The organism is Caproicibacter fermentans (assembly GCF_014303955.1).
In the GTDB taxonomy this organism is placed as follows: Bacteria; Bacillota; Clostridia; order Oscillospirales; family Acutalibacteraceae; genus Caproicibacter; species Caproicibacter fermentans.
Genome location: NZ_CP060286.1, coordinates 648,348 through 674,982, shown reverse-complemented (window position 1 = coordinate 674,982; position 26,635 = coordinate 648,348). Strand labels below are relative to the sequence as shown.

25 protein-coding genes, 5 tRNA genes and 1 pseudogene are annotated in these 26,635 nt (G+C 50.9%); 28 read left to right on the top strand and 3 right to left on the bottom strand.

The annotated features are described in order from the left end of the window. Window positions 1-286: 286 nt before the first annotated feature. The 28 genes from HCR03_RS03310 to HCR03_RS03175 all read left to right on the top strand — a co-directional run bounded on the left by HCR03_RS03310 (window position 287) and on the right by HCR03_RS03175 (window position 24,077). Window positions 287-1,171 carry a dihydrodipicolinate synthase family protein gene (locus HCR03_RS03310; protein WP_066644108.1) on the top strand — a complete coding sequence of 295 codons (885 nt, stop codon included), beginning with the start codon at window positions 287-289 and terminating at the stop codon, window positions 1,169-1,171. 80 nt (window positions 1,172-1,251) lie between these two features. Next, on the top strand, window positions 1,252-2,268 hold the full coding sequence (locus tag HCR03_RS03305) for a tripartite tricarboxylate transporter substrate binding protein (protein WP_083209996.1): 1,017 nt from the start codon (window positions 1,252-1,254) through the stop codon (window positions 2,266-2,268). A gap of 118 nt (window positions 2,269-2,386) precedes the next feature. Continuing rightward, window positions 2,387-2,797, top strand: coding sequence for a tripartite tricarboxylate transporter TctB family protein (locus tag HCR03_RS03300; protein WP_187036648.1), 411 nt, complete (start codon window positions 2,387-2,389; stop codon window positions 2,795-2,797). 12 nt (window positions 2,798-2,809) lie between these two features. Further along, window positions 2,810-4,318: a tripartite tricarboxylate transporter permease gene (locus HCR03_RS03295; RefSeq protein ID WP_066644110.1), complete on the top strand. Its 1,509-nt coding sequence runs from the start codon at window positions 2,810-2,812 to the stop codon at window positions 4,316-4,318. 127 nt (window positions 4,319-4,445) lie between these two features. Further along, on the top strand, window positions 4,446-5,489 hold the full coding sequence (locus tag HCR03_RS03290) for a LacI family DNA-binding transcriptional regulator (protein ID WP_187036646.1): 1,044 nt from the start codon (window positions 4,446-4,448) through the stop codon (window positions 5,487-5,489). Next, complete coding sequence (locus HCR03_RS03285; RefSeq protein ID WP_187036644.1) at window positions 5,486-6,394, top strand: PfkB family carbohydrate kinase; 909 nt, start codon at window positions 5,486-5,488, stop codon at window positions 6,392-6,394. The genes HCR03_RS03290 and HCR03_RS03285 overlap by 4 nt, the downstream gene beginning before the upstream one ends. Window positions 6,395-6,432: 38 nt before the next feature. Then, window positions 6,433-7,389 (top strand): bifunctional 4-hydroxy-2-oxoglutarate aldolase/2-dehydro-3-deoxy-phosphogluconate aldolase, encoded by a 957-nt coding sequence (gene eda / locus HCR03_RS03280; protein WP_187036642.1) that lies wholly within the window; start codon window positions 6,433-6,435, stop codon window positions 7,387-7,389. 175 nt (window positions 7,390-7,564) lie between these two features. Beyond that, a complete protein-coding gene (gene rplS, locus HCR03_RS03275) occupies window positions 7,565-7,909 on the top strand; it encodes a 50S ribosomal protein L19 (protein WP_066644114.1) in 345 nt (114 codons plus the stop codon). A gap of 72 nt (window positions 7,910-7,981) precedes the next feature. Continuing rightward, entirely contained in the window at window positions 7,982-8,563 is a 582-nt protein-coding gene (gene lepB, locus HCR03_RS03270; RefSeq protein ID WP_066644115.1) for a signal peptidase I, read from the top strand. A gap of 35 nt (window positions 8,564-8,598) precedes the next feature. Beyond that, on the top strand, window positions 8,599-9,183 hold the full coding sequence (gene lepB, locus HCR03_RS03265) for a signal peptidase I (protein ID WP_156991405.1): 585 nt from the start codon (window positions 8,599-8,601) through the stop codon (window positions 9,181-9,183). Window positions 9,184-9,195: 12 nt separating this feature from the next. Further along, window positions 9,196-10,071 carry a ribosome biogenesis GTPase YlqF gene (gene ylqF / locus HCR03_RS03260; protein ID WP_066644117.1) on the top strand — a complete coding sequence of 292 codons (876 nt, stop codon included), beginning with the start codon at window positions 9,196-9,198 and terminating at the stop codon, window positions 10,069-10,071. Beyond that, window positions 10,064-10,681 carry a ribonuclease HII gene (locus HCR03_RS03255; RefSeq protein WP_066644118.1) on the top strand — a complete coding sequence of 206 codons (618 nt, stop codon included), beginning with the start codon at window positions 10,064-10,066 and terminating at the stop codon, window positions 10,679-10,681. The genes ylqF and HCR03_RS03255 overlap by 8 nt, the downstream gene beginning before the upstream one ends. After that, entirely contained in the window at window positions 10,674-11,045 is a 372-nt protein-coding gene (locus HCR03_RS03250) for a YraN family protein (RefSeq protein ID WP_066644119.1), read from the top strand. Before HCR03_RS03255 ends, HCR03_RS03250 begins: the two co-directional genes overlap by 8 nt. Window positions 11,046-11,089: 44 nt before the next feature. Further along, entirely contained in the window at window positions 11,090-12,592 is a 1,503-nt protein-coding gene (gene thrC, locus HCR03_RS03245; RefSeq protein ID WP_187036640.1) for a threonine synthase, read from the top strand. A gap of 12 nt (window positions 12,593-12,604) precedes the next feature. Next, on the top strand, window positions 12,605-13,294 hold the full coding sequence (locus HCR03_RS03240; protein WP_066644121.1) for a metallophosphoesterase: 690 nt from the start codon (window positions 12,605-12,607) through the stop codon (window positions 13,292-13,294). A 94-nt stretch (window positions 13,295-13,388) separates the two neighbouring features. Next, a complete protein-coding gene (gene tig / locus HCR03_RS03235) occupies window positions 13,389-14,681 on the top strand; it encodes a trigger factor (RefSeq protein ID WP_066644122.1) in 1,293 nt (430 codons plus the stop codon). A gap of 105 nt (window positions 14,682-14,786) precedes the next feature. Then, a complete protein-coding gene (gene clpP, locus HCR03_RS03230) occupies window positions 14,787-15,386 on the top strand; it encodes an ATP-dependent Clp endopeptidase proteolytic subunit ClpP (protein WP_066644123.1) in 600 nt (199 codons plus the stop codon). Between the two features lie 9 nt (window positions 15,387-15,395). Next, window positions 15,396-16,712, top strand: a complete 1,317-nt coding sequence (gene clpX / locus HCR03_RS03225; RefSeq protein ID WP_187036638.1) for an ATP-dependent Clp protease ATP-binding subunit ClpX — start codon at window positions 15,396-15,398, stop codon at window positions 16,710-16,712. A 76-nt stretch (window positions 16,713-16,788) separates the two neighbouring features. Beyond that, a complete protein-coding gene (gene lon, locus HCR03_RS03220; RefSeq protein WP_228725081.1) occupies window positions 16,789-19,221 on the top strand; it encodes an endopeptidase La in 2,433 nt (810 codons plus the stop codon). A 13-nt stretch (window positions 19,222-19,234) separates the two neighbouring features. Further along, complete coding sequence (gene yihA / locus HCR03_RS03215; protein WP_187036634.1) at window positions 19,235-19,831, top strand: ribosome biogenesis GTP-binding protein YihA/YsxC; 597 nt, start codon at window positions 19,235-19,237, stop codon at window positions 19,829-19,831. Window positions 19,832-19,900: 69 nt separating this feature from the next. Beyond that, the gene (locus tag HCR03_RS03210; RefSeq protein ID WP_066644126.1) at window positions 19,901-20,203 is read left to right on the top strand and encodes a YerC/YecD family TrpR-related protein; all 303 of its coding nucleotides are present in this window, start codon (window positions 19,901-19,903) and stop codon (window positions 20,201-20,203) included. A 1-nt stretch (window position 20,204) separates the two neighbouring features. Beyond that, on the top strand, window positions 20,205-20,942 hold the full coding sequence (locus HCR03_RS03205) for a class I SAM-dependent methyltransferase (RefSeq protein ID WP_156991411.1): 738 nt from the start codon (window positions 20,205-20,207) through the stop codon (window positions 20,940-20,942). Between the two features lie 152 nt (window positions 20,943-21,094). Beyond that, window positions 21,095-21,171: transfer RNA gene (locus tag HCR03_RS03200), tRNA-Val, on the top strand. 8 nt (window positions 21,172-21,179) lie between these two features. Next, window positions 21,180-21,256: transfer RNA gene (locus HCR03_RS03195), tRNA-Asp, on the top strand. A gap of 5 nt (window positions 21,257-21,261) precedes the next feature. Then, window positions 21,262-21,337 (top strand) — tRNA-Phe (locus HCR03_RS03190). A 4-nt stretch (window positions 21,338-21,341) separates the two neighbouring features. Next, window positions 21,342-21,417: transfer RNA gene (locus HCR03_RS03185), tRNA-Gly, on the top strand. A gap of 5 nt (window positions 21,418-21,422) precedes the next feature. After that, window positions 21,423-21,496 (top strand) — tRNA-Cys (locus HCR03_RS03180). A gap of 49 nt (window positions 21,497-21,545) precedes the next feature. Further along, window positions 21,546-24,077, top strand: a complete 2,532-nt coding sequence (locus HCR03_RS03175; RefSeq protein WP_207727262.1) for a beta-mannosidase — start codon at window positions 21,546-21,548, stop codon at window positions 24,075-24,077. Window positions 24,078-24,153: 76 nt separating this feature from the next. Here HCR03_RS03175 and HCR03_RS03170 read toward each other — a convergent pair whose 3' ends face one another. The 3 genes and pseudogenes from HCR03_RS03170 to dhaK form a co-directional block, all read right to left on the bottom strand. Next, complete coding sequence (locus HCR03_RS03170; protein ID WP_066644128.1) at window positions 24,154-24,690, bottom strand: nitroreductase family protein; 537 nt, start codon at window positions 24,688-24,690, stop codon at window positions 24,154-24,156. Between the two features lie 103 nt (window positions 24,691-24,793). Next, on the bottom strand, window positions 24,794-25,432 hold the full coding sequence (locus HCR03_RS03165) for a TetR/AcrR family transcriptional regulator C-terminal domain-containing protein (RefSeq protein ID WP_066644129.1): 639 nt from the start codon (window positions 25,430-25,432) through the stop codon (window positions 24,794-24,796). A gap of 95 nt (window positions 25,433-25,527) precedes the next feature. Then, window positions 25,528-26,524 (bottom strand): annotated as a pseudogene (gene dhaK, locus HCR03_RS03160) (dihydroxyacetone kinase subunit DhaK). Between the last annotated feature and the right edge of the window lie 111 nt (window positions 26,525-26,635).

The following is a 26,635-nucleotide window of genomic DNA, read 5'->3' as shown; positions in this document are numbered from 1 at the left end:
AAATGTTTAATAAAAATTATTAAGATATCAAGTAACGGATACATCATAGCATTTCAGAGAATCGTTGTCAATATGACACATAAATATAAAAATATTATAAAAAAATATTGACATTGATGTTGAATAATGCTACATTAATGTTGCTGCAATTCGTAAAATTTATTAAAATGTCAATTATGGTTAGAAGAATTAAAACTACTGCCATAAAAAACAAGCAGAACAAAAACAGATTGTTTAATAAACAAACAACGAGTTTTAAATTACTTTTAGAACGGAGGAAAAAGGGTTGAAAAAATTGTACGGCGTGATCACCGCGATGACGACACCTTTTGATGGCAATGATCAGGTTGACGTCAACGCTCTGGAAAAGCAGACCGAATTTCTGATTCAGAAAGGGATCAACTGTCTTTATCCGACGGGTACGACGGGCGAGATGTACCTGATGTCCCCGGAGGAAAGGGAGCTTGTTGCCCAGACTGTCGTGAAGAAAGCGGACGGTAGGGTGCCTGTTTACATACATGCAGGCGCCATGACGTTAAAAGAAACCGTTCGGCTGGCGGAACATGCCTGTAAAATCGGCGCCGATGGAGTCGGCATTGTGACTCCCAGCTATTTTGGCGTTAACGATAAGGCAATGGTGCTGTACTACGAGGAAATTGCGAAAGGCCTTCCGACAGATTTTCCAATTTATCTGTATTCTATTCCTCAATGCGCGGCCAATGATTTGAAACCGCATGTAGTGCAGGAAATAGCCGACAGGTGTAAAAATGTTGTAGGGATCAAATACAGCTATCCCGATATGCTTCGCGTGAAGGACTATTTATTGATTAACGACGGAAAATTTTCCGTGTTGTTTGGCACGGACCGGCTTTTTCTCGCAGCGCTTGCCATGGGTGTGGAGGGGACCGTGTCCGGCTGCTCCGGACCGATGCCGGAACACTTCGTCAGCGTTTATAAGGCCTTTTGCAAAGGTGACTATGAAACAGCACTGAAAGAGCAGAAAATCGCAAACGAAATCTGCGAAATCATACGTTCCGGTGCGGATATGGCTTACTTTAAAACTGTTTTGGACTACAGGGGACTGAACGGCGGGCACATGCGAAAACCGCTGATCGATCTGAACGAGGAACAGAAGGCAGAACTGGTCAAACAGATCCAAAAATATCTGTGAACAACCGCCCGTTATGATTTAGGTATTGTCGGCATTTATGGGAAATGCTGTCGATATAAAGATGATTAGGAGGAGCTCGTATGAAAAACTTAAAAAAAATACTCAGCGCAACCCTGGCCCTGACCATGACCGCCGCCTTATTTACAGGCTGCAGCGGTACGGGATCTGCTTCCGGCTCGGCATCGTCTGCCGCAGCCTCGAAAGCAACCGACTTTCCGACCAAACAAATTTCTCTGATTGTACCTTATTCCGCAGGCGGGGCGTCCGATACGGTGGCCCGCATCTATGCCTCCCAGCTTCAGCAGGTGCTTGGCAAACCGGTTATTGTCACCAATAAGACAGGTGCTTCCGGAGCCGTGGGTCTGGAGTATGTAAAAAACAGCAAGGCGGACGGATATACGATTGCCTACATGCCGGTTGAGTCCACGATGTTGAAGGCGCTTGGCTTCACAACGCTTTCCACCGACGATTTCAAATTTATCGCAAGGGCGATGACGATTCCGGCGGCCATTACGGTTCGGAGCGATTCCAAATGGAAAACACTTCAGGATTTTGTCGATTATGCGAAGGCTCATCCCGGCGAAGTAAAGGTTGGAAATTCCGGAACCGGTTCGATCTGGCAGATTGCCGCGGCCAGCATTGAACAGAAAACCGGCTGCAAGTTCACCCATGTTCCGTTTGACGGAGCGGCTCCTGCCGTGGCTGCACTCCTTGGCAAAAACATCGATGCTACGGCAGTCAGCCCGTCGGAGGTTCAGTCAAGCGTTGATTCCGGCGAATTGAAGATTCTTGCCGTCATCGGCGACGAACGTTCCTCGATTTATCCGGATATCAAAACGGCAAAAGAGCAGGGCATTGACGTCAGTGTTCAGGGCTGGGGCGGATTTGCGGTTCCAAAGGATACGCCGCAGGAAATTGTAGACGTTCTGGAAAAAGCGTCCAAGACGGCAATCAATTCCGACGATGTGAAAAAGCTTCTGTCACAGAAGGGTTATAACTTCGCGTACATGAGCGGTTCCGACATGGATACCGAGGCGAAGAAAGAATTGACCGATTATTCAGCCCTGATCCCGCAGCTGGGAATTGTAAAGCAGTAACGCCATTCTGTCGGGTGGAAGGGGGCTTCCACCCGGCAAAAGATTTTTGCACTGCCTTTGAAACGGAGGTTTCTTATGTATAAAGGTGATACGATACCGGGCTTGCTTGTTTGCGGGGGTGGGCGTCTGGTTTCTTATTCCGGGAATCGGTCTTGGCATGTCGTCTTCTACAATCAGCGGCGTGCCGGGAGCGGGATTTTTTCCGGTTATTGTTTCGTCAGCCGTAATTTTGTTCGGACTGGCTCTTTTTGTGAAAGGATTAAAAGATAACGGCAAATTCGCTTATTTTGAGATGGACGAGGAGCAAAGACCGAACATTCGTCCTTTACTGCTGACTGTTTGCGCAATTCTGGCATTCTTTATCCTGTGGAAACTGATCCATTTTGTAGTTGCCGCGCTGGCCTTTTGTATGTTTGTCAACTGGATCTACCACAGAAGCTGGAAGTATAATCTGTTGTTTTCCATCATTTTCGTGGCCTTGATTTACGGTATTTTTAATTTGGGGCTGAAAGTTCAATTTGCCATTTAAGGGGTGCTCTTTATGACGGAATGGGTTCAAGGCTTTTTACAATTAATGCAGCCGATGGTGCTGCTTTCTCTGCTGATTGGCGTAATAGCCGGTGCCGTCATCGGCGCCCTTCCAGGTCTTTCGGCTACCATGGGAATCGCTATTCTGACGCCGATCACTTTCTGGATGCCTGCCGATCAGGGCTTTGCAATGCTGATCGGACTTTGGAATTCCGCGATCTTTGCGGGCGGGATCTCTGCAATTCTGATTAATACGCCGGGAACGCCGGCTTCCATCGCGAGCACGTTCGACGGCTATGCGCTGTACAAGCAGGGCAAGGGCGGGCTTGCGCTTGGAATCAATGTGATTTATTCCGCTATTGCGGGAATTATCAGTACGGTAGCATTGATTTTTTTCTCGTTTCCCCTTGCAAAGTTTGCCGTGGGATTCGGTCCGACCGAGTATTTCGCCCTCGCTTTGTTCGGCATCTCCATGATGATTACAGTTTCCGGAACTTCTGTTTTGAAAGGGGTCACGGTCGGATTCCTCGGCCTTCTGCTTTCCACAGTCGGTCTGGACCCGATCCTGTCCGTCAAGCGCTACACAATGGGCTCTACCGATTTGCTCGCCGGCATCTCCTTCTTGCCTGTCATGATCGGGATGTTTGGAATCGGAGAGGTCCTGTCTCAGATTTTTGAATACAAACAGTCTCAGCAGGACAGGGAAGCCAGGGAAAAAGCGGCCAATCTGGAGCTAGGACGTGTGCTGCCAAATAAATCGGAGGCAAAGGCGCTTGCCGCGCCGACCTTTTTCGCATCTCTCGTCGCAACGGTCGTTGGGGCAATCCCGGCGGCGGGCGGAGACATCGCCTCCATTATCTGCTGGGGACAGGCCAGAAAAATGTCCAAGCATCCGGAAGAATACGGAAACGGTTCGATGGAGGGGCTGGCCGTCAGCTGTGCCGCGAACAACGGGGTAATCGGCGGCGCCCTGACAACCATGCTTACGCTGGGGATTCCCGGCGACTCCGTCAGCGCGATTCTGATCGGTTCGCTTACCATGTACGGAATGCAGCCGGGACCCAAGATGTTTACGGACAATAAGCCGTTTGTCATCAATATCATGCTGCTGATGATCCTGGCCAACGTCCTGATGATGATATTTGGACTTTTAACCGCGAAAGCATCTGCGAAGGTTCTGAATGTAAAGCCTCAGACGGTTTGGGTTGCGGTCTGTGTTCTGTGTATTGTCGGTTCCTTTGCGCTGAACAACAGCATTTTTGACGTGATCGTCATGTCCCTTGCCGGCCTTCTCGGATTTGCTTTTAAACGCGGCGGATTTCCGGTCGGACCGTTTATTCTCGGACTTTTGCTGGGCGGTATGCTGGAATCCAATTTGAGAAGAGCTCTGGTTTTGTCCAATGGGAGCTATGCGATATTTGTTACCAGACCCGTTACGCTGGTTCTGCTTCTGTTGATTGCCACGGTGTTTTTGTACCCGATCGTCAAGTCAATGGTGCAGCGGAAGAGAGAAACAACTTAATCTTAAAGATTTCCGGGAGCGGAAAGTCGAAAAAATTTATCGATGCGGCTCCACGATATGGAAATGTTTCTTTTGTTGCTTTATAATGAAGAACAGTGAATAGAAACGAATACCGAAGGGGCTGCTCATGATGACAATTCGAGAAATAGCGGAACTGGCGGGCGTATCTCCCGCCACGGTTTCCCTGGTGCTGAATGACAAAGACGGCGTCAGTGTTGAAACGAGACAGAGAGTAAGGACGTTTCTGGAGGAATCCGGATACCATCAGAAAAGGTCGTACAACCGCACGGACCGGAAAAGTATTCGGTTTATCAAATACAAGGACAAAGGTCTTCTGGTTGAACATAACGGCGAATTTATCACCCGCGTGATTGACGGCATTGAGGACGGAGCGCGTTCCGCTGGGATTAATTTAAAAATAACCAATGTGACTTCCGACAATCTGGAACGGATGATTGAAGAAATCAACGCGGAACAGGATGACGGGATTATCTTTCTTGGCACGGAATACCGCGCGGAGGATTCCGATTTTCTTAAAAAATTGACGGCCCCTGTTGTGGTGGTTGACAATGAAATGAGAAACCAGAGCTTTGACGCGGTTGTCATGAATAATGAAAACGCGGTGTTTTCGGCGGTTTCCTACTTGAAATCTCTCGGGCACACCCGGATTGGGCATATCCGGAGCGAATACGTTACGGACAATTTTCATGCCCGCGAAGTGGGTTTCCTGCGCGCCATGCAGGAAGAAAATCTTCCGGTCAATTCCGCGGATACGTATTATGTTCAGCCGGATCTGGATACTTCCTATGAGATGCTGCTGAAATACGCGGAAGACAGAAGGGATTTTCCAACAGCTTTTTTCGCAGACAACGACATTCTGGCGGTCGGCGCCCTCAGGGCGTTCCGGCAGGCGGGCAAACGGGTACCGGACGATATTTCCGTCATTGGAATGGATGACCTGATGCTTGCCAGCATTTCGGAACCGCTCCTGACAACGCTGAAAATTCATAAGAAGACCATGGGCAAAATGGCGGTGTCGCGCCTGATGGACAAAATATTTGAAGGAGATCAGACCGTATTGAAGGTTTTGGTGGATGCGGAACTGGTGGTTCGAGATTCCACCGGCCCTCATGCGGGAAAATCGACAGAACAGTCGGATGTGAAGTTATGAAAATTCTGGATTTTGGTTCATTAAATCTTGACTATGTATTTCAAGTGGATTCTATTGTATTGCCGGGGCAGACCATTCTCTCCAATCGGATGACGCTTTCTACCGGCGGAAAAGGGTTTAATCAGGCTGTCGCTGCGGCAAGAGCCGGAGCGGCTGTTTTTTTCGCCGGTGCGCTGGCTGAAAAAGACCTTCCTGTTTTTCAGAAGATATTGGATGAATGCGGCGCGGATTGGTCGCTGCTCGACACTGGCCATGAGTTTACGGGCAGTGCGATGATTCAGGTTGACCGCGGCGGCCAGAACTGCATTGTCCTTTACGGCGGAGCCAACCAGGAAATAACGCGTGATTTTATCTGTAAGGTTCTTTCCGGGTTTGGAAACGGAGATGTTCTTCTCCTTCAAAATGAAATTTCAGAGCTTCCGTTTTTAATGAAACAGGCGTCGGAACGGGGGATGAGAATTTTTCTGAATCCTTCCCCCGTCAACCGGCAGCTTTTCGAGTGCCCCATAGAGGCGGCCGATACGCTCTTATTAAATGAAATCGAAGGACTGCAAATCAGCGGGGCAAAACAGCTGGATGAGATTCCGGACCTGCTGCTGAAAAAATATCCTGAGGTGAAAATAGTACTTACGCTTGGAAAACAGGGCGTTGTCTATGCCGACAAAAACAGAAGGCTAAGTCATGGCATATACGATGTGCCGATCGAAGACACCACGGCGGCGGGTGATACCTTTACCGGTTTTTACCTTGCCGGCATACTGAAAAACAACGACGCGGCTCTTGCGCTTCGCATTGCTTCCGCCGCGTCATCCCTGGCGGTCAGCCGGCGCGGCGCGGCCGGTTCCATTCCCACGATGAAAGAGGTCGAAGCTTTTTTAAGAGAATCGGAGAAGACGAAGTCTTAATCAAAAAAAGAAGGGGTTGTGTTTTTATGAGGTCGGTATTGAATTTGATAGAAAGCTACGGGATGATCCCTGTCCTGAATATCAAAAGGGAGGAAGACGCGCTGCCGCTTGCGAAAGCGCTTCGGAAAGGCGGCCTTCCGCTGATGGAGGTAATGTTCCGCACGGAAGCCGCCGCCGCGTGTATTCAAAAAATCGCGGCGGAGATGCCGGATTTCTGTATCGGGGCCGGTACGGTGCTGACGGTGGAACAGGCTGAAAAAGCGAAGGAGTGCGGAGCAAAATTCATTGTATCCCCGGATTTCAGCGAAGAAGTGATCCGGTATTGCCAAAAGGAGAATCTGCCGGTGGTGCCGGGCTGCATTACGCCGTCGGAGGTTCATCGGGCCGTTTCCATGGGACTGACGGTTCTTAAGTTCTTCCCCGCCATTCAAATGGGCGGACTCAAGACCATGCAGCTTTTCTCGGGCCCGTATCCGCAGGTCAAATTTGTCCCGACCGGAGATCTGACCAGAAAAGAAATGAACGAGTACCTTTCTTGTTCGAAGGTTGCGGCTGCCGGCGGGGATTTTATGCTCAGCTACGACGATATAGAAAACCGCAGATTTGACCGGATTGAACAGAGCGTCCGCGAGACGATTCTGGAACATCTTGACTTTCATATCGCGCATGTGGGAATCAACTGCGCTTCCTCCGGCGAGGCGAAGGCGCTCGGTGAAGCCCTGTCCTCCGTGCTGTTTCAGAATGTGACGGAATATGAAAAAAGTTATTTTTCCGGCAGCCTGTTTGAATTGATGAAAGCCCCGTTTTACAACAAAGGCGGGCACGTTGCAATCGGCACCCGCGACGCGGAACGCGCGTACTCTTTTTTAAAGACTTCCGGTATCCGGTTTCACGAAGAAACGCTGGCCCGTGACGAAAACGGAAGGGTAAAAGCGGTATATCTCGAGCCCGATTTCGGCGGTTTTGCGCTCCACCTTCTGCAGCACGAAAAATAGAGGCATGCCTGTCAGAAAAATGTTGCGCGGTTCGCAGGAATGTGATATGATAGAGAAGCATTTGAGATCCGTCGGAGAAATCCGATGGGATTCAATGCCTGAAAAAATTTTATGGCATTGAAACGGACAGTCCTCTGCCGACGGCATGAATGTCTGAAATTTAGGAGGATTCATCATGGACGCTTTAAAGACAATCTCACAAAATTCGATGAAAGCGGAGCTGCCCGCTTTTGAAATCGGCGATACCGTTCGGATCGACGTTAACATCCGTGAAGGCGAACGCGAAAGAATTCAGGCTTTTGAGGGAACCGTTATTGCCCGCAAAGGCTCCGGTGTCGGCGAGACCTTTACGGTCCGCCGCGTTTCCTACGGCGTTGGCGTGGAAAGGGTTTTTCCGCTGCATTCCCCGAATGTAAAGGGAGTCAAAGTCATCCGCAGAGGTAATGTCCGCAGGGCAAAGCTGTATTATCTGCGCGGCAGGGTCGGCAAGGCCGCAAAGGTCAAGAGCAAAATCCAGTAAGAGAATTCATACAGCGCATGGGAAGGGACATTTCGGTGTCCCTTTTTTGTTCTTTTGATCGGAGGAAATAGAATGAAGGATGTGTCGGATGCCGATTCCCTGCAGGAAAACGGTGCTGTTGAGAACCGGATTGCGGAGAATTGCTATGAGTGGATCGAAGCCCTGATTATCTCGCTTTCCGTCATCATGATTTTGTTTGTGTCTCTGTTCCGCGTCAATATCGTTGTTGACGGGGATTCCATGAAACCCAATTTTTATAATGGCAACCGGGTCCTGGTATCCTGCCTGAGCAGGAATCTTTCTCAGGGGGACGTTGTGGTAATCGATGCGAACGGAACCGGACTGAAGGAACGCATCATCAAGCGCGTGATCGCGACCGGAGGACAGACGGTGAATATCGATTTTACGACCGGCATCGTATCTGTCGACGGAAAAGAAATTGACGAGTCCGCGTATATTAAAAACGGAATTACAAAAGACCAGTATGACGTTAAATTTCCACAGAAAGTTCCGGCAGGCCATATTTTTGTTCTGGGGGACAACCGCACCATTTCCGAAGACAGCCGGTTTCAGGAAGTGGGAATGATCGACTGCCGGTATGTGATCGGCAAGGTGGTTTTCCTTTTGAACCCGTTCCATTCTATTGTAAAATAAAACGTTATGTAATTGGGTAAGGAGTTGAATTCCCGTTGGAAAAAGCGGAGCCGGAAGCGGAAAAGGGGAAAAAGCCGTCCAAAACGAACGGCTTCGCCGTTAACTGTTACGAATGGATCGAGGCGCTGATCACCTCCCTGATTATTGTTGTGCTTCTGTTCTCCTTTTCGGTTAGGATCGTAAGTGTCAGCGGGCCTTCCATGCTGCCCAATCTGCGCTCCGGCGACAGAATCCTTCTCTTCAGCGGGTTTTACAAACCCCGGCAGGACGACGTAGTCGTCATTACCCATACGCAGGGGCTTTCGGAACCGATTATCAAGCGGGTGATTGCGCTTGAAAACCAAACGGTTAATATTGATTTTCAGTCCGGCACCGTCATTGTCGACGGAAAACGCCTGGACGAATCCCGGTATATTCAAAACGGTATTACCAAACAGCCTTCGGATTATCAATTTCCGCTGACCGTACCGAAAGGGTGTGTCTTTGTGCTTGGCGACAATCGCCTGGTTTCCAACGACAGCCGCAGCCGCGACGTGGGAATGGTGGACCAGCGATTTATACTGGGCAAGGCGGAATGGGTCCTTTATCCGTTTGACCGCTTTGGAAAAGTAAATTCTTAAGGGGGTAAATTCATGCAGGAAGGCCGGCCGATTCAGTGGTTTCCCGGCCATATGGCCAAAACCCGTCGGCTCATGGAAAAAAATATCAAGCTGGTTGACGCTGTGGCGGAAGTAATCGACGCCCGGATTCCCTACAGCAGCCGGAATCCGGAGCTGAATCAGCTGGCGGGCGGAAAACCCCGTATCATGCTTCTGAACAAATCCGATCTTGCGGACCCCGTCTTTACCAGAGAATGGATTGCGTTTTTTCAGGAGCACGGCATGGGGGCGATTGCTGTGGACTGCCGTTCGGGAAACGGCCTGAACGGGTTTTTGCCGCTGGCCAAACGCATCCTTGCGGAAAAGCTGGAGGCCTGGCGGGAAAAAGGGATGGCGGGGCGCAGAATCAGAATTCTTGTCGCCGGAATCCCGAACGCTGGGAAAAGCTCGCTGATTAACCGTCTTTCCGGCAACAGCCGTGCATCGGTGGAAGACAGGCCCGGCGTCACCCGCAGCAGCCAGTGGTTTCCGGTGGGAAAAGAGATGGAGGTCCTTGACACTCCCGGCATTCTGTGGCCGAAATTTGAAGACCCCGCCGTAGGGGAACGTCTGGCGTTTACCGGTGCGATCAAGGATGACGTCATCGATCTTGAAACTCTGGCATGCCGGCTGCTGGAGGTTCTGGCCGCCGGCTATGCGGGGCTTCTGGCGAAGCGGTACCGTCTGGAAAACGACATTTCGGGCCTTGGCGGTTATGAATTGCTGGAGATGATCGGCAGAAAACGCGGAATGCGCGCGGGCGGCGGAGCAATCGATACGGAACGTGCCGCCATCATGCTTCTGGATGAATTTCGGGCGGGTAAAATCGGAAGGATCACATTGGAAAAGGCCGGTGAAGGGCATGACTGACTGGCATTTTTACGAAGAAGAAGCACGGCGCGACGGCTATCCGCTTGTGTGCGGGATCGACGAGGCGGGGCGTGGACCGCTTGCCGGGCCCGTGTTTGCCGCAGCGGTTATCCTCCCGCCGCAGGTTCAAATTGAAGGCCTCAACGATTCTAAAAAGTTAAGTCCCAACAAGCGGGAAGAGCTCTATGATGTCATTTGCGGTACGGCGCAGGCATACGGCGTCGGATTTGCAACCGAAGGCGAGATCGATGAAATCAATATCCTTCAGGCGACTTTCCTCGCCATGCGGCGGGCGTTCGATCAGCTGAATCTTTGCCCGGACTGCGCTCTGGTCGACGGCAACCGAATGCCTGACCTCGGCGTAGAGACGAGACTAATTGTAAAGGGCGATTCTCTTTCCGCCAGTATTGCGGCGGCTTCCATTCTTGCCAAGGTTAGCCGTGACCGGGTGATGTGCCGGATTGACGAAATTTATCCGGACTATGGATTCGCAAAGCACAAGGGTTACGGGACCGCGCTGCATATGGACAGACTCCGGGAAAAGGGCCCTTGCCCGGTGCACCGCAGAACCTTTTTAAAAAAGATATTGGCCGGGTCCGGCAATGAATAATTCGTCAGGGCCCTTTGGGGAAAAGGCTGCGTCCGATTATCTGACCGAAAACGGGTATCGGATTTTGGAACGGAATTATCATAGCCGGTTCGGTGAGATCGACATAATCGCGGAAAACGGTCAGTATATTATATTTGCCGAAGTCAAAACAAGAGAGGCATTTTCCTTGGTTGGCCCCGAATATGCCGTCACGCCGGGCAAACAGAGAAAAATCGCAAAGACGGCCCTTTTGTATCTGCAAAAAAACAAAACCCTGCTGCAGCCTCGTTTTGACGTAATTGGGATTGTGACTTCGGGCAGCGGCCGCTCCGTGGTCTCCCTGAATCATATCAAAGACGCATTCTGCTTTTCGTCCTTTTATTGAAACTGCAAAACCGGAACCTATATTTTGGCAAGGGGGAACAGAAATTGAATTATCAGTCAACCAGAAGCCGTACAGGCAAAGCGACCTCTGCGCAGGCGATTTCTCAGGGACTCTGCGGGGACGGCGGCCTTTTTGTCCCGGAACAGTTTCCGGCTGTCGGCGAAGAGGAACTGGCTTTGATGGAAAATGAAAGCTATCGGCAGCGCGCCGCGCGCATTCTATCCCGCTATCTGACTGATTTTACCGTCGAAGAAGTGAGAGAATGCGTGGAGCTTGCATACCGTCCGGACCGCTTTCCGGAAGGACCGGCGCCCGTCTTTCAGCTGGACCAAAATGTTTCGTATCTGGAATTGTGGCACGGCCCAACCTGTGCGTTTAAGGATATGGCGCTTCAAATTCTTCCTCTTCTGCTGACCCATTCTTTAAAAAAAATCAGGTCGGACCGGGAGGCGCTGATTCTTGTCGCAACCTCCGGCGATACCGGTAAGGCGGCGCTGGAAGGATTCCAGGATGTGGAAGGAACGCGCATCCTTGTTTTTTATCCGAAGGACGGCGTCAGCCCGATGCAGGAAAGGCAGATGCGCACGCAGAGCGGCGGAAATGTTTTCGTCTGTGCGGTGGAGGGAAACTTTGACGATACGCAGACCGGGGTCAAACGGATTTTCGGCGATGCGGAGATGAGGGAGCTCCTCGCGAAAAAGGGCATGATGTTTTCGAGCGCGAATTCCATCAACTGGGGCCGGCTTCTGCCGCAGATCGTGTACTATTTTTCCGCTTACTGCGACCTGTGTGCCGGGCACTCGGTTCAGCGGGGGGCGCCGGTCAACTTTATTGTTCCCACGGGAAATTTCGGCGATATTCTCGCCGCTTATTACGCCAAAAAGATGGGTTTGCCGGTTCATAAACTGATATGCGCTTCCAACGCCAATAACGTGCTTACGGAATTCCTGACCATGGGCAAATACAACAGAAACCGCGAATTCTACACGACGATTTCTCCGTCGATGGATATTCTTGTTTCCAGCAATCTGGAACGTCTGTTATACGATCTGACGGACCAAAACGACGAAAAGGTTGCCGACTGGATGCGCCGGCTGAACGAAACCGGTGAATATCAGGTGGACGAAGCGGTTCTGTCAAAAATCAGAGAGCTGTTTTACGCCGGATTCTGCAGCGACGACGAAACCAGAGAAGAAATAAAATCACTGTTTGCAAACCAAAATTATCTTTGCGACCCTCACACGGGTGTTGCAGCCCGCGTCTATGAAAAGTATCTGCGGGATACGGGCGACAGCAAAACCCCTGCCGTGATTGTTTCCACCGCAAGCCCGTACAAATTCGCGCCGGAGGTTTTGCGGGCGCTGGAAGACCATGCCCCGGCCGGCGATGAATTTCAGGCGGTGAGCCGCCTTTCACAACTGACCGCCACCCGGGTTCCCGCGCCGATCGCCGCGCTGGAATCGAAGACGGTGCGCTTTTCTTCCTCCTGCAAAAAGGAGGAGATGGGCGCGGCGGTGCTGAAAATATTGGATTCTGAATCCGTCTGAGAGCGTGCCGTTATGTCATTGTATGCGATAGCCGATCTTCACCTCTCCCTTGGTGCCGACAAGCCGATGGATGTGTTTGAGGGCTGGAAAAATTATACCGAGCGTCTTCAAAAGAACTGGCGCAGCGTCGTCGGCGGGGAAGACACCGTCGTTATTGCCGGGGATATTTCCTGGGCCATGAAGCTGGAGGATTCGCAGCGGGATTTCCGCTTTATCCATGAGCTGCCGGGAAAAAAACTGATCCTGAAAGGGAACCATGATTACTGGTGGTCCACCAGACAAAAAATCGAGCATTTTTTTGCTGAAAACGGGTTTACGGATATCGGGCTGATACACAACTGCGCCGCGCCGGCGGGAGACAGGGCTGTCTGCGGCACCCGCGGCTGGCTTTACAATGCCGAAAGTCAGCAGGACAAAAAAATAGTCAGCCGTGAAGTCGGCCGGCTGAATGCATCACTGGACGATGCGGAAAGGCTGGGCCTGAAACCGGTTGTGTTTTTGCACTATCCGCCCGTTTACGACGGAATGGAGTGCACGGAGATTTTGGACGTTTTGACAAGTCATAAAATCAGCGACTGCTATTTCGGCCATATTCACGGCAGCCTTGCGGCAAAACGGGCGCCGGACGGGGAGTACAGGGGTATCCGCATGCATCTTATTTCCTGTGATTACCTTGGATTTTCGCCAATTTTAGTAAAATGAATAAATTAAAAACATTTCAGGGAAAGGTAGAAACTTTACATTCCATGTGATATAATAGCTTAGACAATCGCAGATTTGCAGGAGGAAATGAAAAATGAGTTTAAAATCGACCACTCAGGTGGAAAAGAACCGCTACCAGCTGGAGGTTCTTGTGGATGCTGAAGAATTTGAAAAAGCCGTAGCTGCGGCTTATCATAAAGAAAGCAAAAAAATCACGATTCCTGGGTTCCGCAAGGGAAAGGCGCCCCGTAAGTTTATCGAAAAGTACTACGGAGAAAATGTTTTTTACGATGAAGCAATCAACTCCGTATATCCGGGCGCGCTTGAACAGGCGATTGAAGAAGCTAAGCTTGAAATGATTGAGGATAAAATTGATTTCGATCTGGTTTCCGCCGATAAGGAAGGGCTTGTGTTCAAGGCGACCATCACTACGAAGCCGGAAGTGGAGATCGAGGGATATAAAGGCATTCCCGCAACAAAAAAGATTTCAGAAGTGGCCGATGCGGATGTGGACGCGGAAATTGAAAAGGTGCGCGACCGCAATTCAAGAATGGTAACCGTGGAAGACAGGGAAGCCCAGAACGGAGACACCGCGGTAATCGATTTTGACGGATATGTCGACGGCGAAGCATTTTCCGGCGGAAAAGCGGAAAATTACAGTCTGCAGTTGGGCTCCGGTCAGTTTATTCCCGGCTTTGAGGATCAGGTGATCGGGCACAAATCCGGCGACGAGTTTGAAGTCAACGTAAAATTCCCGGAAGACTACGGCGCGGAGGAGCTCGCCGGAAAAGAAGCGGTTTTCAAAATAAAGCTTCATGAAATCAAGATGAAGGAGCTCCCGCAGGTCGACGACGATTTTGTCAAGGATGTCAGCGAGTTTGATACGCTGGATGCCTACCGCGCGGATATCCGCGAAAAACTGACTAAGGCAAGGGAAGAAAAAGCCAAAGACGATCTTGACAATAAACTGATCGACGAGGTCGTTTCCAGGCTGAAAGCTGAAATTCCGGAAGCAATGTATGAAAACAGGATTAACGACGATCTGCGCGATTTCAGCTATCGTCTTCAGTCGCAGGGTCTCAATGTCGATACCTACATGAAGTATACAGGTCAGGATAAGGACGCGATCCGCGGTCAGTTCCGCCCGCAGGCTGAGCGTCAGGTCAAGCTGCGCCTTGCGCTCGAAAAAATCGCGGAGCTCGAAGGAATCGTTCCGGCCGATGAAGATGTTGAGCAGGAGTATGCCAAACTGGCGGAAAGTTACAAGATGGATTCCGATAAGGTAAAGTCCTTAATCCGTAAAGAAGATTTAGTTCAGGATATCGCGGTGGAAAAAGCTTTTGATTTGGTTCGCGGCAGCGCCGTGGTGGCCGAAGAAAAGGAATAATTGCAATATCAAGGCCTGCATATATAAAAAGATGCCGGATGACGGAATAATTAATAAGATTTCGCCAATGCTCTAATATTGCTGGCAACTGGAGGGATTTTAGAAATGAGCAGTTTAGTGCCCTATGTAATTGAGCAAACTAATCGGGGCGAGCGTTCCTACGATATTTTTTCTCGTCTTTTAAACGACAGAATCGTAATGCTGACGGACGAAGTGAATGATGTGACCTCCAGTCTTGTGGTCGCTCAGCTATTGTATCTGGAGGGCCAGGATCCGACGAAAGATATCAGCCTTTATATCAACAGCCCCGGGGGCTCCGTTACGGCGGGCCTCGCGATTTTCGATACCATGCAGTACATTAAGTGCGATGTTTCCACCATCTGCATGGGCATGGCTGCCAGCATGGGGGCGTTCCTTCTGGCGGCGGGCGCGAAAGGAAAGCGGTACGCGCTGCCCAACAGTGATATTATGATTCATCAGCCGAGCGGCGGCGCGCAGGGCCAGGCCACGGATATTAAAATTCAGGCCGATCATATGCTGCACATCAAGAAAAAGCTGAATGAAATTCTTTCCGAGCGCACCGGGCAGCCTCTTGAGGTGATTATGAGGGACACCGAACGCGACAACTTTATGACTGCGGAGGACGCGGTCCGTTACGGATTGATTGACAAAGTGATACAAGGCCACGAAGATTCGACGAAATAGGGTGATTGAATGCCGAATAACGATGATAATAAAGGAAGAGAAATCTGCTGCTCCTTCTGCGGAAAACCGCAGAGCGAGGCGCGCCGCCTGATCGCGGGACCCGGCGTTTTCATCTGTGACGAATGCATCGAGCTTTGCACATCTATCCTGAACGATGAAAAAAACCTTTCCACAAGGAAGGAAAGTTACAGCGAATCAGCCGCGGAGCTGCCGAAGCCGCAGGAGATTAAAAAACAGCTCGACGAATATGTCATCGGGCAGGAAGAAGCCAAAATTGCCCTATCGGTCGCGGTGTATAACCATTATAAACGAATTTATTACGGCCGCGACAAAGACGATATTGAGTTGACGAAGAGCAATGTCCTTCTTTTGGGGCCGACGGGCGTTGGAAAAACACTGCTTGCCCAGACACTTGCCAAAATACTGGATGTGCCGTTCGCCATTGCCGACGCAACGACTTTGACGGAAGCCGGTTATGTGGGCGAAGATGTTGAAAATATTCTTTTGCGTCTGATTCAGGCGGCTGACTTTGATATTGAAAAAGCGGAACGCGGAATTATCTATATTGATGAAATCGACAAAATTGCCAGAAAATCAGAAAATCCATCCATTACGAGGGATGTCAGCGGTGAGGGTGTGCAACAGGCTCTGCTGAAAATATTGGAGGGTACGGTCTCCAATGTTCCTCCACAGGGTGGAAGAAAACATCCGCAGCAGGAGTTTCTGCAGATTGATACGACGAACATTCTCTTTATCTGCGGCGGCGCGTTCGACGGCTTAAACAAGATTATCGAGCGTCGTTCGGCCTCATCCTCCATCGGATTCGGCGCGCAGGTGCGCAGCAAAGCCGAACTGGACTCCACCTCCTGGATGAAGGACGTGATTCCGCACGATCTTGTCAGATTCGGATTGATTCCGGAACTTGTCGGAAGGCTCCCTGTTATTGCGGCGCTTGACGGCCTGGACGAGAACGCGCTGGTCCGGATCCTGACCGAACCGAAAAACAGTCTTGTCAACCAGTATAAAAAGCTTTTCCAGTTGGATAAGGTAGAACTTGAGTTTCAACCGGAAGCGCTCAGCGCGATCGCACAGAAAACGCTTGAACGGCGCACGGGTGCAAGGGGCCTGCGTTCCATTCTTGAAAATATGTTGACGGATTTGATGTATCATGTTCCGTCCGATTATACGGTTGAGAAAGTAATCATTACAAAGGATGCAGTGGAAGACGGAGCAAAGCCGGAAATCACTTATAACCCGGAGCGAAAGCCGGTCGCGCTCAAGATCACGGCCCCAAGTAAAAGGGGAAGAAAGGACACCGCTTCCTGACCAATCAATTTGCCTGTTGCAGCGCGGTAAACGATTCGCCTGCAACAGCTTTTTTTTCAAGGAGCTTTTTATGAGTATGAATGAAACTGACATACAGCACGGGGCCGGCCAGATTCCGGCTCTTGCACTGAGAGGGCTCGTTATTTTTCCGGGCATGCTGCTGCAGTTTGACGTCGGCCGCCGCAAGTCCATTTTGGCCCTCGAAAAGGCAATGGAGGAAAATCAACTGATTTTCCTTGTCACACAAAAAGATCTTGCGGACAATGACCCCGCAGAGGGAAATATCTATTCCATGGGGGTCGTGGCAAAAATCAAGCAGGTCATCCGGCGCAGCGACGACGGGGTTCGGCTGTTTGCCGAAGGACTTTACCGGGCTTCCGTTTTGTCCTATGAATCGGTGAGCCCTTTCCTGCTGGTCAATTTAAATAAAGTTGAAACGCTGCCGTTCCGTTCTACCCGCAGGGCGGAGGCGCTGATTCGCTATACGCAGAACCTGTTTGAACAGTTCATCCAGAACTATACCCACATTCCGCCGGATATTGTCATCGGCGTGGTTCAAAAAAAGGATTGCGGGGAACTGGCGGATTATATTGCATCCAATATCATGTTTGACTTTGAAGAAAAGCAGACGATTCTGGAGGAACTGCACCCTGTTCGCAGGTTGGAGAAGCTTGCCGCAATTCTGAAGAAGGAAACACAGGTCCTTTCCATAGAAACGCAGATCAGTGAAAAGGCGAAAGAACAAATCGACCGCAATCAGAGGGAATATTTTCTGCGCGAGCAGATGAAAGCCATTTCCTATGAACTTGGCGAAGACGACAATCCTCAGCAGGAAGCGGACGATCTGCGCGACCGCATTGAAAAACTCGGCCTTCCGAAAGCACAGCACGACAAGCTGATGAAAGAATGCGACCGTCTCTCTAAAATGCCGGAGGGCTCTCACGAGGGAAGCGTGATCGTCAGCTACCTGGAAACCTGTCTGGAATTGCCGTGGAACGTTTCGAGCAAGGAACACATCGACCTGAAAAAGGCCGGAAGAATTCTTGACCGTGAGCATTACGGTCTGGAAAAGGTGAAAGAGCGTATTCTTGAAATTCTGGCCGTCAAAAAGCTGTCTCCGGAGATCAAGGGACAAATTATCTGCCTTGTAGGCCCTCCGGGCGTCGGCAAGACGTCGATTGCCCATTCCATCGCGGAAGCGATCGGGCGCAAATACGTTCGCGTATCGCTCGGCGGCGTCCGGGACGAATCCGATATTGTGGGGCACCGCCGCACTTATATCGGCTCCATGCCCGGCCGGATTATCAACGCGCTGAAACAGGCCGGAACCAACAATCCGCTGATTCTGCTCGACGAAATCGATAAAATGGGCAATAATTTCCGCGGCGACCCGTCCTCCGCGCTGCTGGAGGTTCTGGACTCTGAACAGAACAACGCTTTTTACGATCACTATATCGATATGCCCTTTGATTTGAGCAACGTGCTGTTTATCACGACTGCGAATGACGCGAGCACAATTCCGGAACCTCTTTTCGACCGCATGGACGTCATTACTCTGGGGAGTTATACGCATCTGGAAAAATATAATATTGCAGTGAAGCACCTGATTCCAAAGCAGCTGAAGAAGCACGGAATCAGCCCTTCGCAGATGAAGATTGCCCCCGCGGCCGTTCATAAACTGATTGACGGCTACACAAGGGAAGCCGGAGTCAGAACTCTGGAACGCCGCATTGCGTCCCTGTGCAGAAAATGCGCCAAATATTTTGTTGAGGACGCGAAAAAGAAAATCACGATCAGCCCGAAAAAGCTCGAGGAGCTTCTCGGACCCGAAAAGTTTAAGCCGGAAAACGCAAGTAAGCAGGATATGGTCGGCCTGGTCAACGGCCTGGCATGGACCAGCGTCGGCGGAACCCTTTTGCCGATTGAAGTCGCCGTTATGGACGGGACCGGTAAACTGGAACTGACCGGTTCGCTCGGCGACGTTATGAAGGAATCCGCGCGTACTGCGATCAGCTGCATCAGAACCAGAGCCGGCAATCTTGGAATCAGCCATGATTTCTACACAAAATACGATATTCACATTCATGCGCCCGAAGGCGCAATTCCGAAGGACGGTCCGTCCGCCGGTACGGCAATGGCAACGGCGATTACCTCCGCACTCTGCAATATTCCCATTCGGCACGACGTCGCCATGACCGGCGAAATTACGCTGCTGGGCCGCGTTCTGCCGATCGGCGGCCTGAAGGAAAAAACAATGGCGGCTTATCGGTCCGGCATCAAAACCGTCATTATTCCGGCGGAGAATGTATCCGACCTGGAAGAGATCGATACGGTGGTAAAAAACTCCATCCAGTTTGAGCCTGTTGATAAAATTGATCAGGTTTTGAAGATTGCGCTGACGAAGATGCCGATCCCGCAGAAGGCTTCGGAAACGCCGGAAACGATGCAGCTTTCGGCGCCGAAAAACATGGACCGCCCATCCACCGGCGCAGCCTCGATTCCTCAGTAATGGTAATTAAAATATGAGTATTGAAACAGCATTTTTTGAATTATCCGCCGGACGCGCGGATCAGCTCCCAGCTTCAACCCTGCCGGAAATTGTTTTTTCCGGCAGGTCGAATGCGGGAAAATCTTCTTTGATTAACCGCTTGCTTTCCCGAAAGTCGCTGGCGAGGACCAGCTCGGCTCCGGGCAAGACAGCCACCATTAATTTTTACAATCTGGGATTTTGCCGGTTTGTCGATCTTCCGGGGTACGGTTACGCAAAGGTTTCGAAATCCGAAAAGCTTCGGTGGGCGGAACTGGCGGAAGGCTATTTTCATCAGACGAGGGATATCCGCCTGGTTGTGCAGCTGATGGATCTTCGGCACGCACCGACGCAGGATGATCTTCAAATGGTCCGTTTTCTGACTGACAGCGGCATTCCCTGTCTGATAGCCGCTACAAAGTGTGACAAACTCAACAAAACCGGACGCAGGTCCCAGGAAGAGATGTATCGCAGCGAGTTTGCCGCCTGTCCTGAAATTGTGGTGGTACCCTGTTCCGCCGTGAACGGGGAGGGCGCCGATGCGATCCTTGAAAGGATTTTGTCGGCTTGTGATATTGCGGAAAAGCAATGATATGGATCGATCCTGTTTGACTTTTATGCGCTGAAATGATATTCTGATAAAGTTGGGAGAGTGGTTGAATTGAACTCAAAGTTGAAGGACGACAGCGTCGATTTTTTATTCAGCGCAATTCTTACATTGAAGACGCCGGAAGAATGCTATGCGTTTTTTGAAGACCTTTGCACGGTTCCGGAAATCAAGGCCATGTCGCAGCGGCTGTGGGTTGCGCACATGCTGAACAATAAAAAAGTTTACAGCGATATTGTTGCGACTACGGGAGCCTCAACGGCCACGATCAGCCGTGTAAACCGTTCCCTTCATTACGGCTGCGATGGTTACAATATGGTTTTTCAGAAGCTGGAAGACAGCGAGAAAGCCAAATAAAATGGAATATGCGACATTTGCGCGTTATTATGACTCGTTGATTGCGGGAGTTTCCTACGGGGAACGCGCCGATTATCTTTTCAGTATTTTCAGCCGCCTTGGGCACCAGCCGGGCCTTACGCTGGACCTTGCCTGCGGCACGGGCAGCCTGATTTTGGAGCTCGCCCGGCGCGGCGTCGAAGTCATCGGTCTGGATGCTTCCGCCGATATGCTGACGCTTGCGCAGCAAAAGCTTTCCGCTGCGGGTTATTCCGTGCTGCTGTTAAATCAAAGAATGGAAGAGCTGGAGCTTTGCGGCCCGGTGGACACGGTTGTCAGCTCTCTCGATTCCGTCAATCATTTGGAAACGCAGCAGCAGGTATTTGAAACGTTTCGTCGGGTCTCGGCCTGCCTGAACCCGGGCGGATGCTTTGTTTTTGACGCGAATACCGTTTATAAACACCGGGAAATTCTCGGCAGCCACACGTTTGTGTATGATTTAGGCAGCCTGTTCTGCGTGTGGCAGAACGCGTTTGAGGCAAAGACAAACCGGGTTGCCGTTTCACTGGATTTTTTCGAGCGGTCCGGAAGCGCCTATGAGCGCTCTTCCGAACGGTTTTATGAGCGGGCTTATGATTCCAAGACGCTGTGTTCTCTTCTAAAACGCGCGGGGCTCCGTGTTGCGGGCGTCTGGGCGGATCAAAGCTTTTTGCCTCCGGCGGATAAGACGGACCGAATGGTTATCGCTGCAGTAAAATAGGCCGGCGCAGAGTACTGGAGCGAATGAATTTTTCTTAGAGGCATAATGAATAAAATGGTAAAAAACTTGAAAAAAAGTAGTTTTTCCTGTTGACAACTGCGGATAAATATTGTATTATATAACACGTCGCTGATGAAACGGTGCGAACAGCCGGGAGCATAGCTCAGCTGGTTAGAGCACCTGCCTTACAAGCAGGGGGTCATAGGTTCGAGTCCTATTGTTCCCACCATTTCAGATGGCTCGGTAGTTCAGCTGGTTAGAACGCTAGCCTGTCACGCTAGAGGTCGTCGGTTCGATCCCGATCCGAGTCGCCATATTTGCCTCTGTAGCTCAGTCGGTAGAGCAGGGGACTGAAAATCCCCGTGTCGGTGGTTCGATTCCGCCCGGAGGCACCAAAATGCGAACGTAGCTCATCTGGTAGAGCGCCACCTTGCCAAGGTGGAGGTAGCGAGTTCGAGCCTCGTCGTTCGCTCCATTTTTGGCGTCATAGCCAAGTGGTAAGGCAAGGGTCTGCAAAACCCTCATCCCCGGTCCGAATCCGGGTGACGCCTCCAAAATGATTTGAAAGCCTCAAAACCCAAGTGGTTTTGAGGCTTTTTGTCAATGGTTCTGATGCTTTTTGTTTCCCGGATTCAGAATAAAGAAATCGGTGATGGTAACATGGTGCTGGATTTAAACGGATCATGGATGATGCGCAGGGTGGGGCAGCCCGAATGGAGGCACGCCCGGGTTCCCGGCTCGGTTTGTTCCGATTTGCTGGACGCGGGTCTCATAAAAGATCCGTTTTATGGAACCAACGAATCTGACACGCTGAACATTTTCGACGGCGATTTTGAATATCGGCGCTCGTTTCTTGTCGACGAAGAATTGCTTCGGCATGACAGGGTACAGCTTCGCTGCGAGGGGCTGGATACCCTTTGCACGCTTTCTGTCAACGATTGCCTTCTGGCGAACACCGACAATATGCACAGAACCTATGAGTTTGACTGTAAGAAGATGCTCCGGCCAGGAGAGAATATAATCGACGTTATTTTCCATTCCCCGACCCAGTTCGTTGCGGAAAAGCAGCGAGAGCAGCCGCTTCGCAATTCGGAAGAGGCTTACAGCGGCGGAATTTCGCATCTGCGCAAAGCGCATTATATGTTCGGGTGGGACTGGGGCCCGATGATTCCGGACATGGGAATTTGGCGGAACATTATGCTGATCGGCCGCGATCGTGCGTATATCGGGGATTATTCCGTTTCTCAGGTTCATCAAAGTTCAAGCGTGGTGCTGAACATCTCCGTATCCCTTGAAAAATGGGCCGGGGATGATTTTCAAGTCAAAGCCGTGCTGACATCCCCCGAGGGGAGTATTCTGACAAAACGGACGGTCAGCTTGGACGAAAGCAATTCCATTCCCCTTTCGGTGAAGGAACCGCGCCTGTGGTGGCCCAACGGCTATGGCGAACAGCCGCTTTACAGTGTTTCTCTTTTTCTGTATGAGGGGGAACGCAAGCTGGACGAAAAAGAGTTTCGACTCGGGCTGAGGATGCTGAAACTGGTCAGGGAGCGGGATCGGTGGGGAACGTCATTCGCGTTTGAAATCAATGGCGTAAGGATTTTTGCTATGGGAGCGGACTATATTCCGGAGGATAACCTTCTTTCCCGCAGAAACAGAGCCCGAACCGAGAAATTGATCCGAAGCTGCGTTCGCGCCAATTTCAATATGATCCGCGTCTGGGGCGGCGGAATCTATCCTGACGACTATTTTTACGAGCTGTGCGACCGTTACGGGCTTCTGGTCTGGCAGGATTTTATGTTTGCGTGCGGGGTATATGACTTTGACGAACAATTTCGGGACAGTGTCAGACATGAGCTGGAGGACAATATCAAACGGATTCGCGGACATGCGTCGCTTGCGCTTTGGTGCGGCAACAACGAAATGGAATGGATGTGGGTTCAGAACTGGAAAAACGAGACATCGCTGAAACGGTATCGGATGGAGTATCAGGAGCAGTTTGAAAAGAGTCTGCCGGAATTTGTCTCCCGGCTGGATCCCGATACTCCGTATTGGCCATCTTCGCCGTCATCGGGCGGTGATTTTCATGCTCCTAATGATGAGAACAGGGGAGATATGCATGACTGGGACGTCTGGCATGGAAAAAAGCCGTTTACGGATTACCGGTCGGTCGTTCCGCGCTTCATGTCGGAATTCGGCCTCCAATCCTTCCCAAGCCTGAAAACCGTAAGGACGTTTGCTCCTCCGGAGGAGTGGAACATTTTTTCGCGCGTTATGGAATCGCACCAGAAGAGCGGGACGGGCAATGAAAAAATATTGTATTATATTTCTCAGTATTTCAGGTATCCCGGCAACTTTGATTCGCTGCTTTACCTTTCCCAGCTGATTCAGGCGGAGGGAATTCGGTATGGGGTGGAACACTGGCGACGCTGCCGCGGAAGGTGCATGGGCGTGATTTACTGGCAGCTGAATGACTGCTGGCCTGTCGCTTCTTGGTCCGGCATCGACGGATGCGGCCGGTGGAAGGCACTGCATTACACAGTGAAACGGTGTTTTGCTCCGGTTCTTGCCAGCGCCTGTGAGGAAGGGACGCGGGTTTCTCTTCATGTTTCCAATGAATCGAAAACTTCCGTAACAGGCTGTTTGGAATGGAAGCTGATGACGCCGGATTCAAAGATGCTTGAGAGCGGTGAAATGCCTGTATGTGCGGAACCCCTTTCCTCAAAGCAATGCGCAAGCCTGGACTTTTCACGGCAATTTACGACGGAGGAGAAAAAGTATGACGTTTATCTGGAGTATTTGTTTAGTGTTGGCGATAAGCGGGTGAGCGGGGGAACCGTTCTGTTCTGCAAAGCAAAACACTTTCATTTCCATAATCCCGGAATTAAAATGGACATCACGGAGAAGGAAGACCGATTTTTCATTCGCCTCCGGGCTGATGCGTTCGCTAAATTTGTGGAACTCGATTTGAAGCACTGCGACGCGGTTTTCAGCGACAATTATTTTGATCTCTCCGCCCATACCGACCGGATCATCGCTTTGAAGAAAACGGAACTCGACGTTCCGCTGAATCCGGCGCGGCTTGCCGAAGATCTGTCGGTCAGGAGCGTCTATGACACTTATGAGAAGTTTTAATATTTCCCGCGTGTGAAACAAAGCCCCGGCGGAATCCTTTCGGACTCCACCGGGGCTTTGTCAGCCGACGCCGGACTTACAGCCAGCGAAGCAGTTTTTCATGGTCCTTCTTTTTCACTTTCGGTGTTTCGCCGTCGGGATAGCCCAGAGCAATCAGGGCGATCAGCTCTTCCTCAGGCGGAACGTTCAGAATGGCAGAGGCTTTGTCGATGTCGAATACGCCCAGAATGACGGTTCCGATCCCGTGATCCTTTGCGGCCAGACAAAAAGTCTGGCAGGAAACTCCGCAGTCGAAAAAGGTGTAGCCGTCTCCGTATTTTGTGGAAGGAGAACCGTCGCGCTCAAACCCGCTTCTCTTTTTCACGGCGGTCACAGCAACTGCCGCATGCGCGCCGCGCAGAACTCTGGAATTGAAATCAGGCGTCGCTTCTTCGGCGAGCCTGTCCAGAATTTCTCTGCTGTCAATGGCAGCATATCTTGTAGGCTGCGCGTTTTTCCACGACGGAATCTGCCCGGCCAAGTCTACCAGTTTCGTAATCAGGTCCCTGTCAATCGGTTTTGAAAGGAATTTTCTTACGCTTTGTCGTTCTTCTATACAGGAAATCGCATCCATGAGCTTTCCTCCTTTAGTATGGTCCTATTGTACCACTCCCGGCGAGCCTTGAAAAGCGATTTCCTGTTTAGCCTGAACTGTATGGAAAAGATAGCTCAGAGGTTCAATAGATTTCAGCCTGCATCGCTGCGGAACACCGCCGCGTAAAATCAAATACGGGAAGGCCGGAGGAATCCGTGAACTGCTCAGGAGCGGTATGCATGACCGCCATACCGAGGAACATTTCCTTGATCCATTCGGCTTTCTTTAGCAGCTCCTCTTCGCTTTCCTGCATTCCGTTGCCAATCCACCGAATGATGAAGCTGACAAACGCGTTCGTGAAAAAATCGAGCAGAAACTGCTTTTCTTCCGGGTTTACGGAGAGACCGTAGCACGCATCTTCATAGATCATGCCGATCCAGCGATAAAGGATGGGGTACAGAAATTTTTCCACCGTCTCTTTTCGCAGCGAACGGTTAATATTTCGCAGAAAGGCCTTGTTCTGCCTGGAGTAGCGCAGCACGTCGATCAGGGCGTTTTTCCAGCTGTAGCGATTGACTCCGTTCACCTGCTTGAAAATTTCATTCTGATAAATCCATTCCAGCAGCTGATAGATGTCTTTAAAGTGGTAATAGAAGGTCTGACGATTCAATCCGCAGTGGTCGGTAACATTTTGAACGGTTATTTTTCGAAACGGTGTGGTTTTCATTAAGTCTTTCAGGGAGCTTGCAAGCAGTTGCTTGGTGTGAGTCATACGTTCCATTAGATTCCTCCTGATGCCGACTGCTTTTTGGGATATAACAGGACTGCCGTCCCGTCAGCCGTGTACAGCGGACGGAACGGATATGAATGATTAGGTTAAAACTGTACAAAGGCGGGAGTTTCCGCCGGTGCGCCGAGGAGTTGTTTCAGCTCGTCATCCAGCTTTAGGACGGAAATGGAACATCCGCCCATTTCAAGGGAAGTCATGCCGTTTCCGACGTAAGTTTTTACAATTTTGATTCCTTTCCCGGCGAAGACTTCGGCAACCCCTCCGGTTCATAATAAACAGCTCCATCAGCGGTGTCGCGCCGAGGCCGTTGATCAATACCGCCGTTTCATCCCCTGGGGAAAGCCGCAGGTCATCGAATATTTTTTCAAGAAGGCGGTCGGCAATCCGGTCGGCTGTTTGAATGGGTTCCCTCTGAATGCCCGGTTCCCCGTGGATTCCCATGCCGATTTCCATTTCGTTTTCTTTCAGCACGAAACTTGGTTTGCCCGCTTCCGGTACCGTGCAGGGAGAAATCGCCATTCCCATGGAACGCACATTCGCAATTACCTTTTCAGCGACGGCTTTTACCTCGTCCAGCGTACCCCCGGATTCTGCTTTTGCGCCGGCAATCTTATGGACGAAAAGCGTTCCGGCGATCCCTCTGCGTCCGCTGGTGAACGTGCTGTTTTCCACCGCCACGTCGTCATTGACCACGACCTTTTCCACACGGATGCCTTCGGCGTCGGCCATTTCAGCCGCCATCTCGAAGTTCAGAACGTCTCCCGTGTAGTTTTTGATAATCAGAAGAACACCCCTGCCGCCGTTTACCGCTTTGACGGCTTCGTAAATCTGGTCCGGCGTAGGGGAGGTAAAAACGGCTCCGGCCACGGCGGCGTCCAGCATGCCGCGCCCGACGTAACCGCCGTGCGCGGGTTCGTGGCCGCTTCCGCCTCCGCTGACGAGGGCAACCTTCTCAGTCGGAGCTTTTGTCCGCGTGAGCACGTTAAGGCCTTCCAGCCGGCGAACGTACTGCGGATAGGCGTACACCATGCCGTCCAGCATTTCATCCACAACATCCGCGGGATGATTGATAATCTTCTTCATAAAGTTCAACCTCGCTTTCTTTTATTCCGCGGCGTAGAGCCGCAAATCCTTTTAACATGCTGGTTGCTCGCACCTGCGCGGCCTTTGCCGCGTTTGCTTTATTACATAAGA

Bases quoted from the DNA above. Each gene is read 5' to 3' on its own strand.
- HCR03_RS03305 (WP_083209996.1), top strand. From the start codon at position 1,252: ATGAAAAACTTAAAAAAAATACTCAGCGCAACCCTGGCCCTGACCATG.
- HCR03_RS03295 (WP_066644110.1), top strand. From the start codon at position 2,810: ATGACGGAATGGGTTCAAGGCTTTTTACAATTAATGCAGCCGATGGTG.
- HCR03_RS03290 (WP_187036646.1), top strand. From the start codon at position 4,446: ATGATGACAATTCGAGAAATAGCGGAACTGGCGGGCGTATCTCCCGCC.
- HCR03_RS03285 (WP_187036644.1), top strand. From the start codon at position 5,486: ATGAAAATTCTGGATTTTGGTTCATTAAATCTTGACTATGTATTTCAA.
- rplS (WP_066644114.1), top strand. From the start codon at position 7,565: ATGGACGCTTTAAAGACAATCTCACAAAATTCGATGAAAGCGGAGCTG.
- lepB (WP_066644115.1), top strand. From the start codon at position 7,982: ATGAAGGATGTGTCGGATGCCGATTCCCTGCAGGAAAACGGTGCTGTT.
- ylqF (WP_066644117.1), top strand. From the start codon at position 9,196: ATGCAGGAAGGCCGGCCGATTCAGTGGTTTCCCGGCCATATGGCCAAA.
- HCR03_RS03255 (WP_066644118.1), top strand. From the start codon at position 10,064: ATGACTGACTGGCATTTTTACGAAGAAGAAGCACGGCGCGACGGCTAT.
- HCR03_RS03250 (WP_066644119.1), top strand. From the start codon at position 10,674: ATGAATAATTCGTCAGGGCCCTTTGGGGAAAAGGCTGCGTCCGATTAT.
- HCR03_RS03240 (WP_066644121.1), top strand. From the start codon at position 12,605: ATGTCATTGTATGCGATAGCCGATCTTCACCTCTCCCTTGGTGCCGAC.
- tig (WP_066644122.1), top strand. From the start codon at position 13,389: ATGAGTTTAAAATCGACCACTCAGGTGGAAAAGAACCGCTACCAGCTG.
- clpP (WP_066644123.1), top strand. From the start codon at position 14,787: ATGAGCAGTTTAGTGCCCTATGTAATTGAGCAAACTAATCGGGGCGAG.
- clpX (WP_187036638.1), top strand. From the start codon at position 15,396: ATGCCGAATAACGATGATAATAAAGGAAGAGAAATCTGCTGCTCCTTC.
- lon (WP_228725081.1), top strand. From the start codon at position 16,789: ATGAATGAAACTGACATACAGCACGGGGCCGGCCAGATTCCGGCTCTT.
- yihA (WP_187036634.1), top strand. From the start codon at position 19,235: ATGAGTATTGAAACAGCATTTTTTGAATTATCCGCCGGACGCGCGGAT.
- HCR03_RS03205 (WP_156991411.1), top strand. From the start codon at position 20,205: ATGGAATATGCGACATTTGCGCGTTATTATGACTCGTTGATTGCGGGA.
- HCR03_RS03175 (WP_207727262.1), top strand. From the start codon at position 21,546: ATGGTTCTGATGCTTTTTGTTTCCCGGATTCAGAATAAAGAAATCGGT.
- HCR03_RS03170 (WP_066644128.1), bottom strand. From the start codon at position 24,690: ATGGATGCGATTTCCTGTATAGAAGAACGACAAAGCGTAAGAAAATTC.
- HCR03_RS03165 (WP_066644129.1), bottom strand. From the start codon at position 25,432: ATGGAACGTATGACTCACACCAAGCAACTGCTTGCAAGCTCCCTGAAA.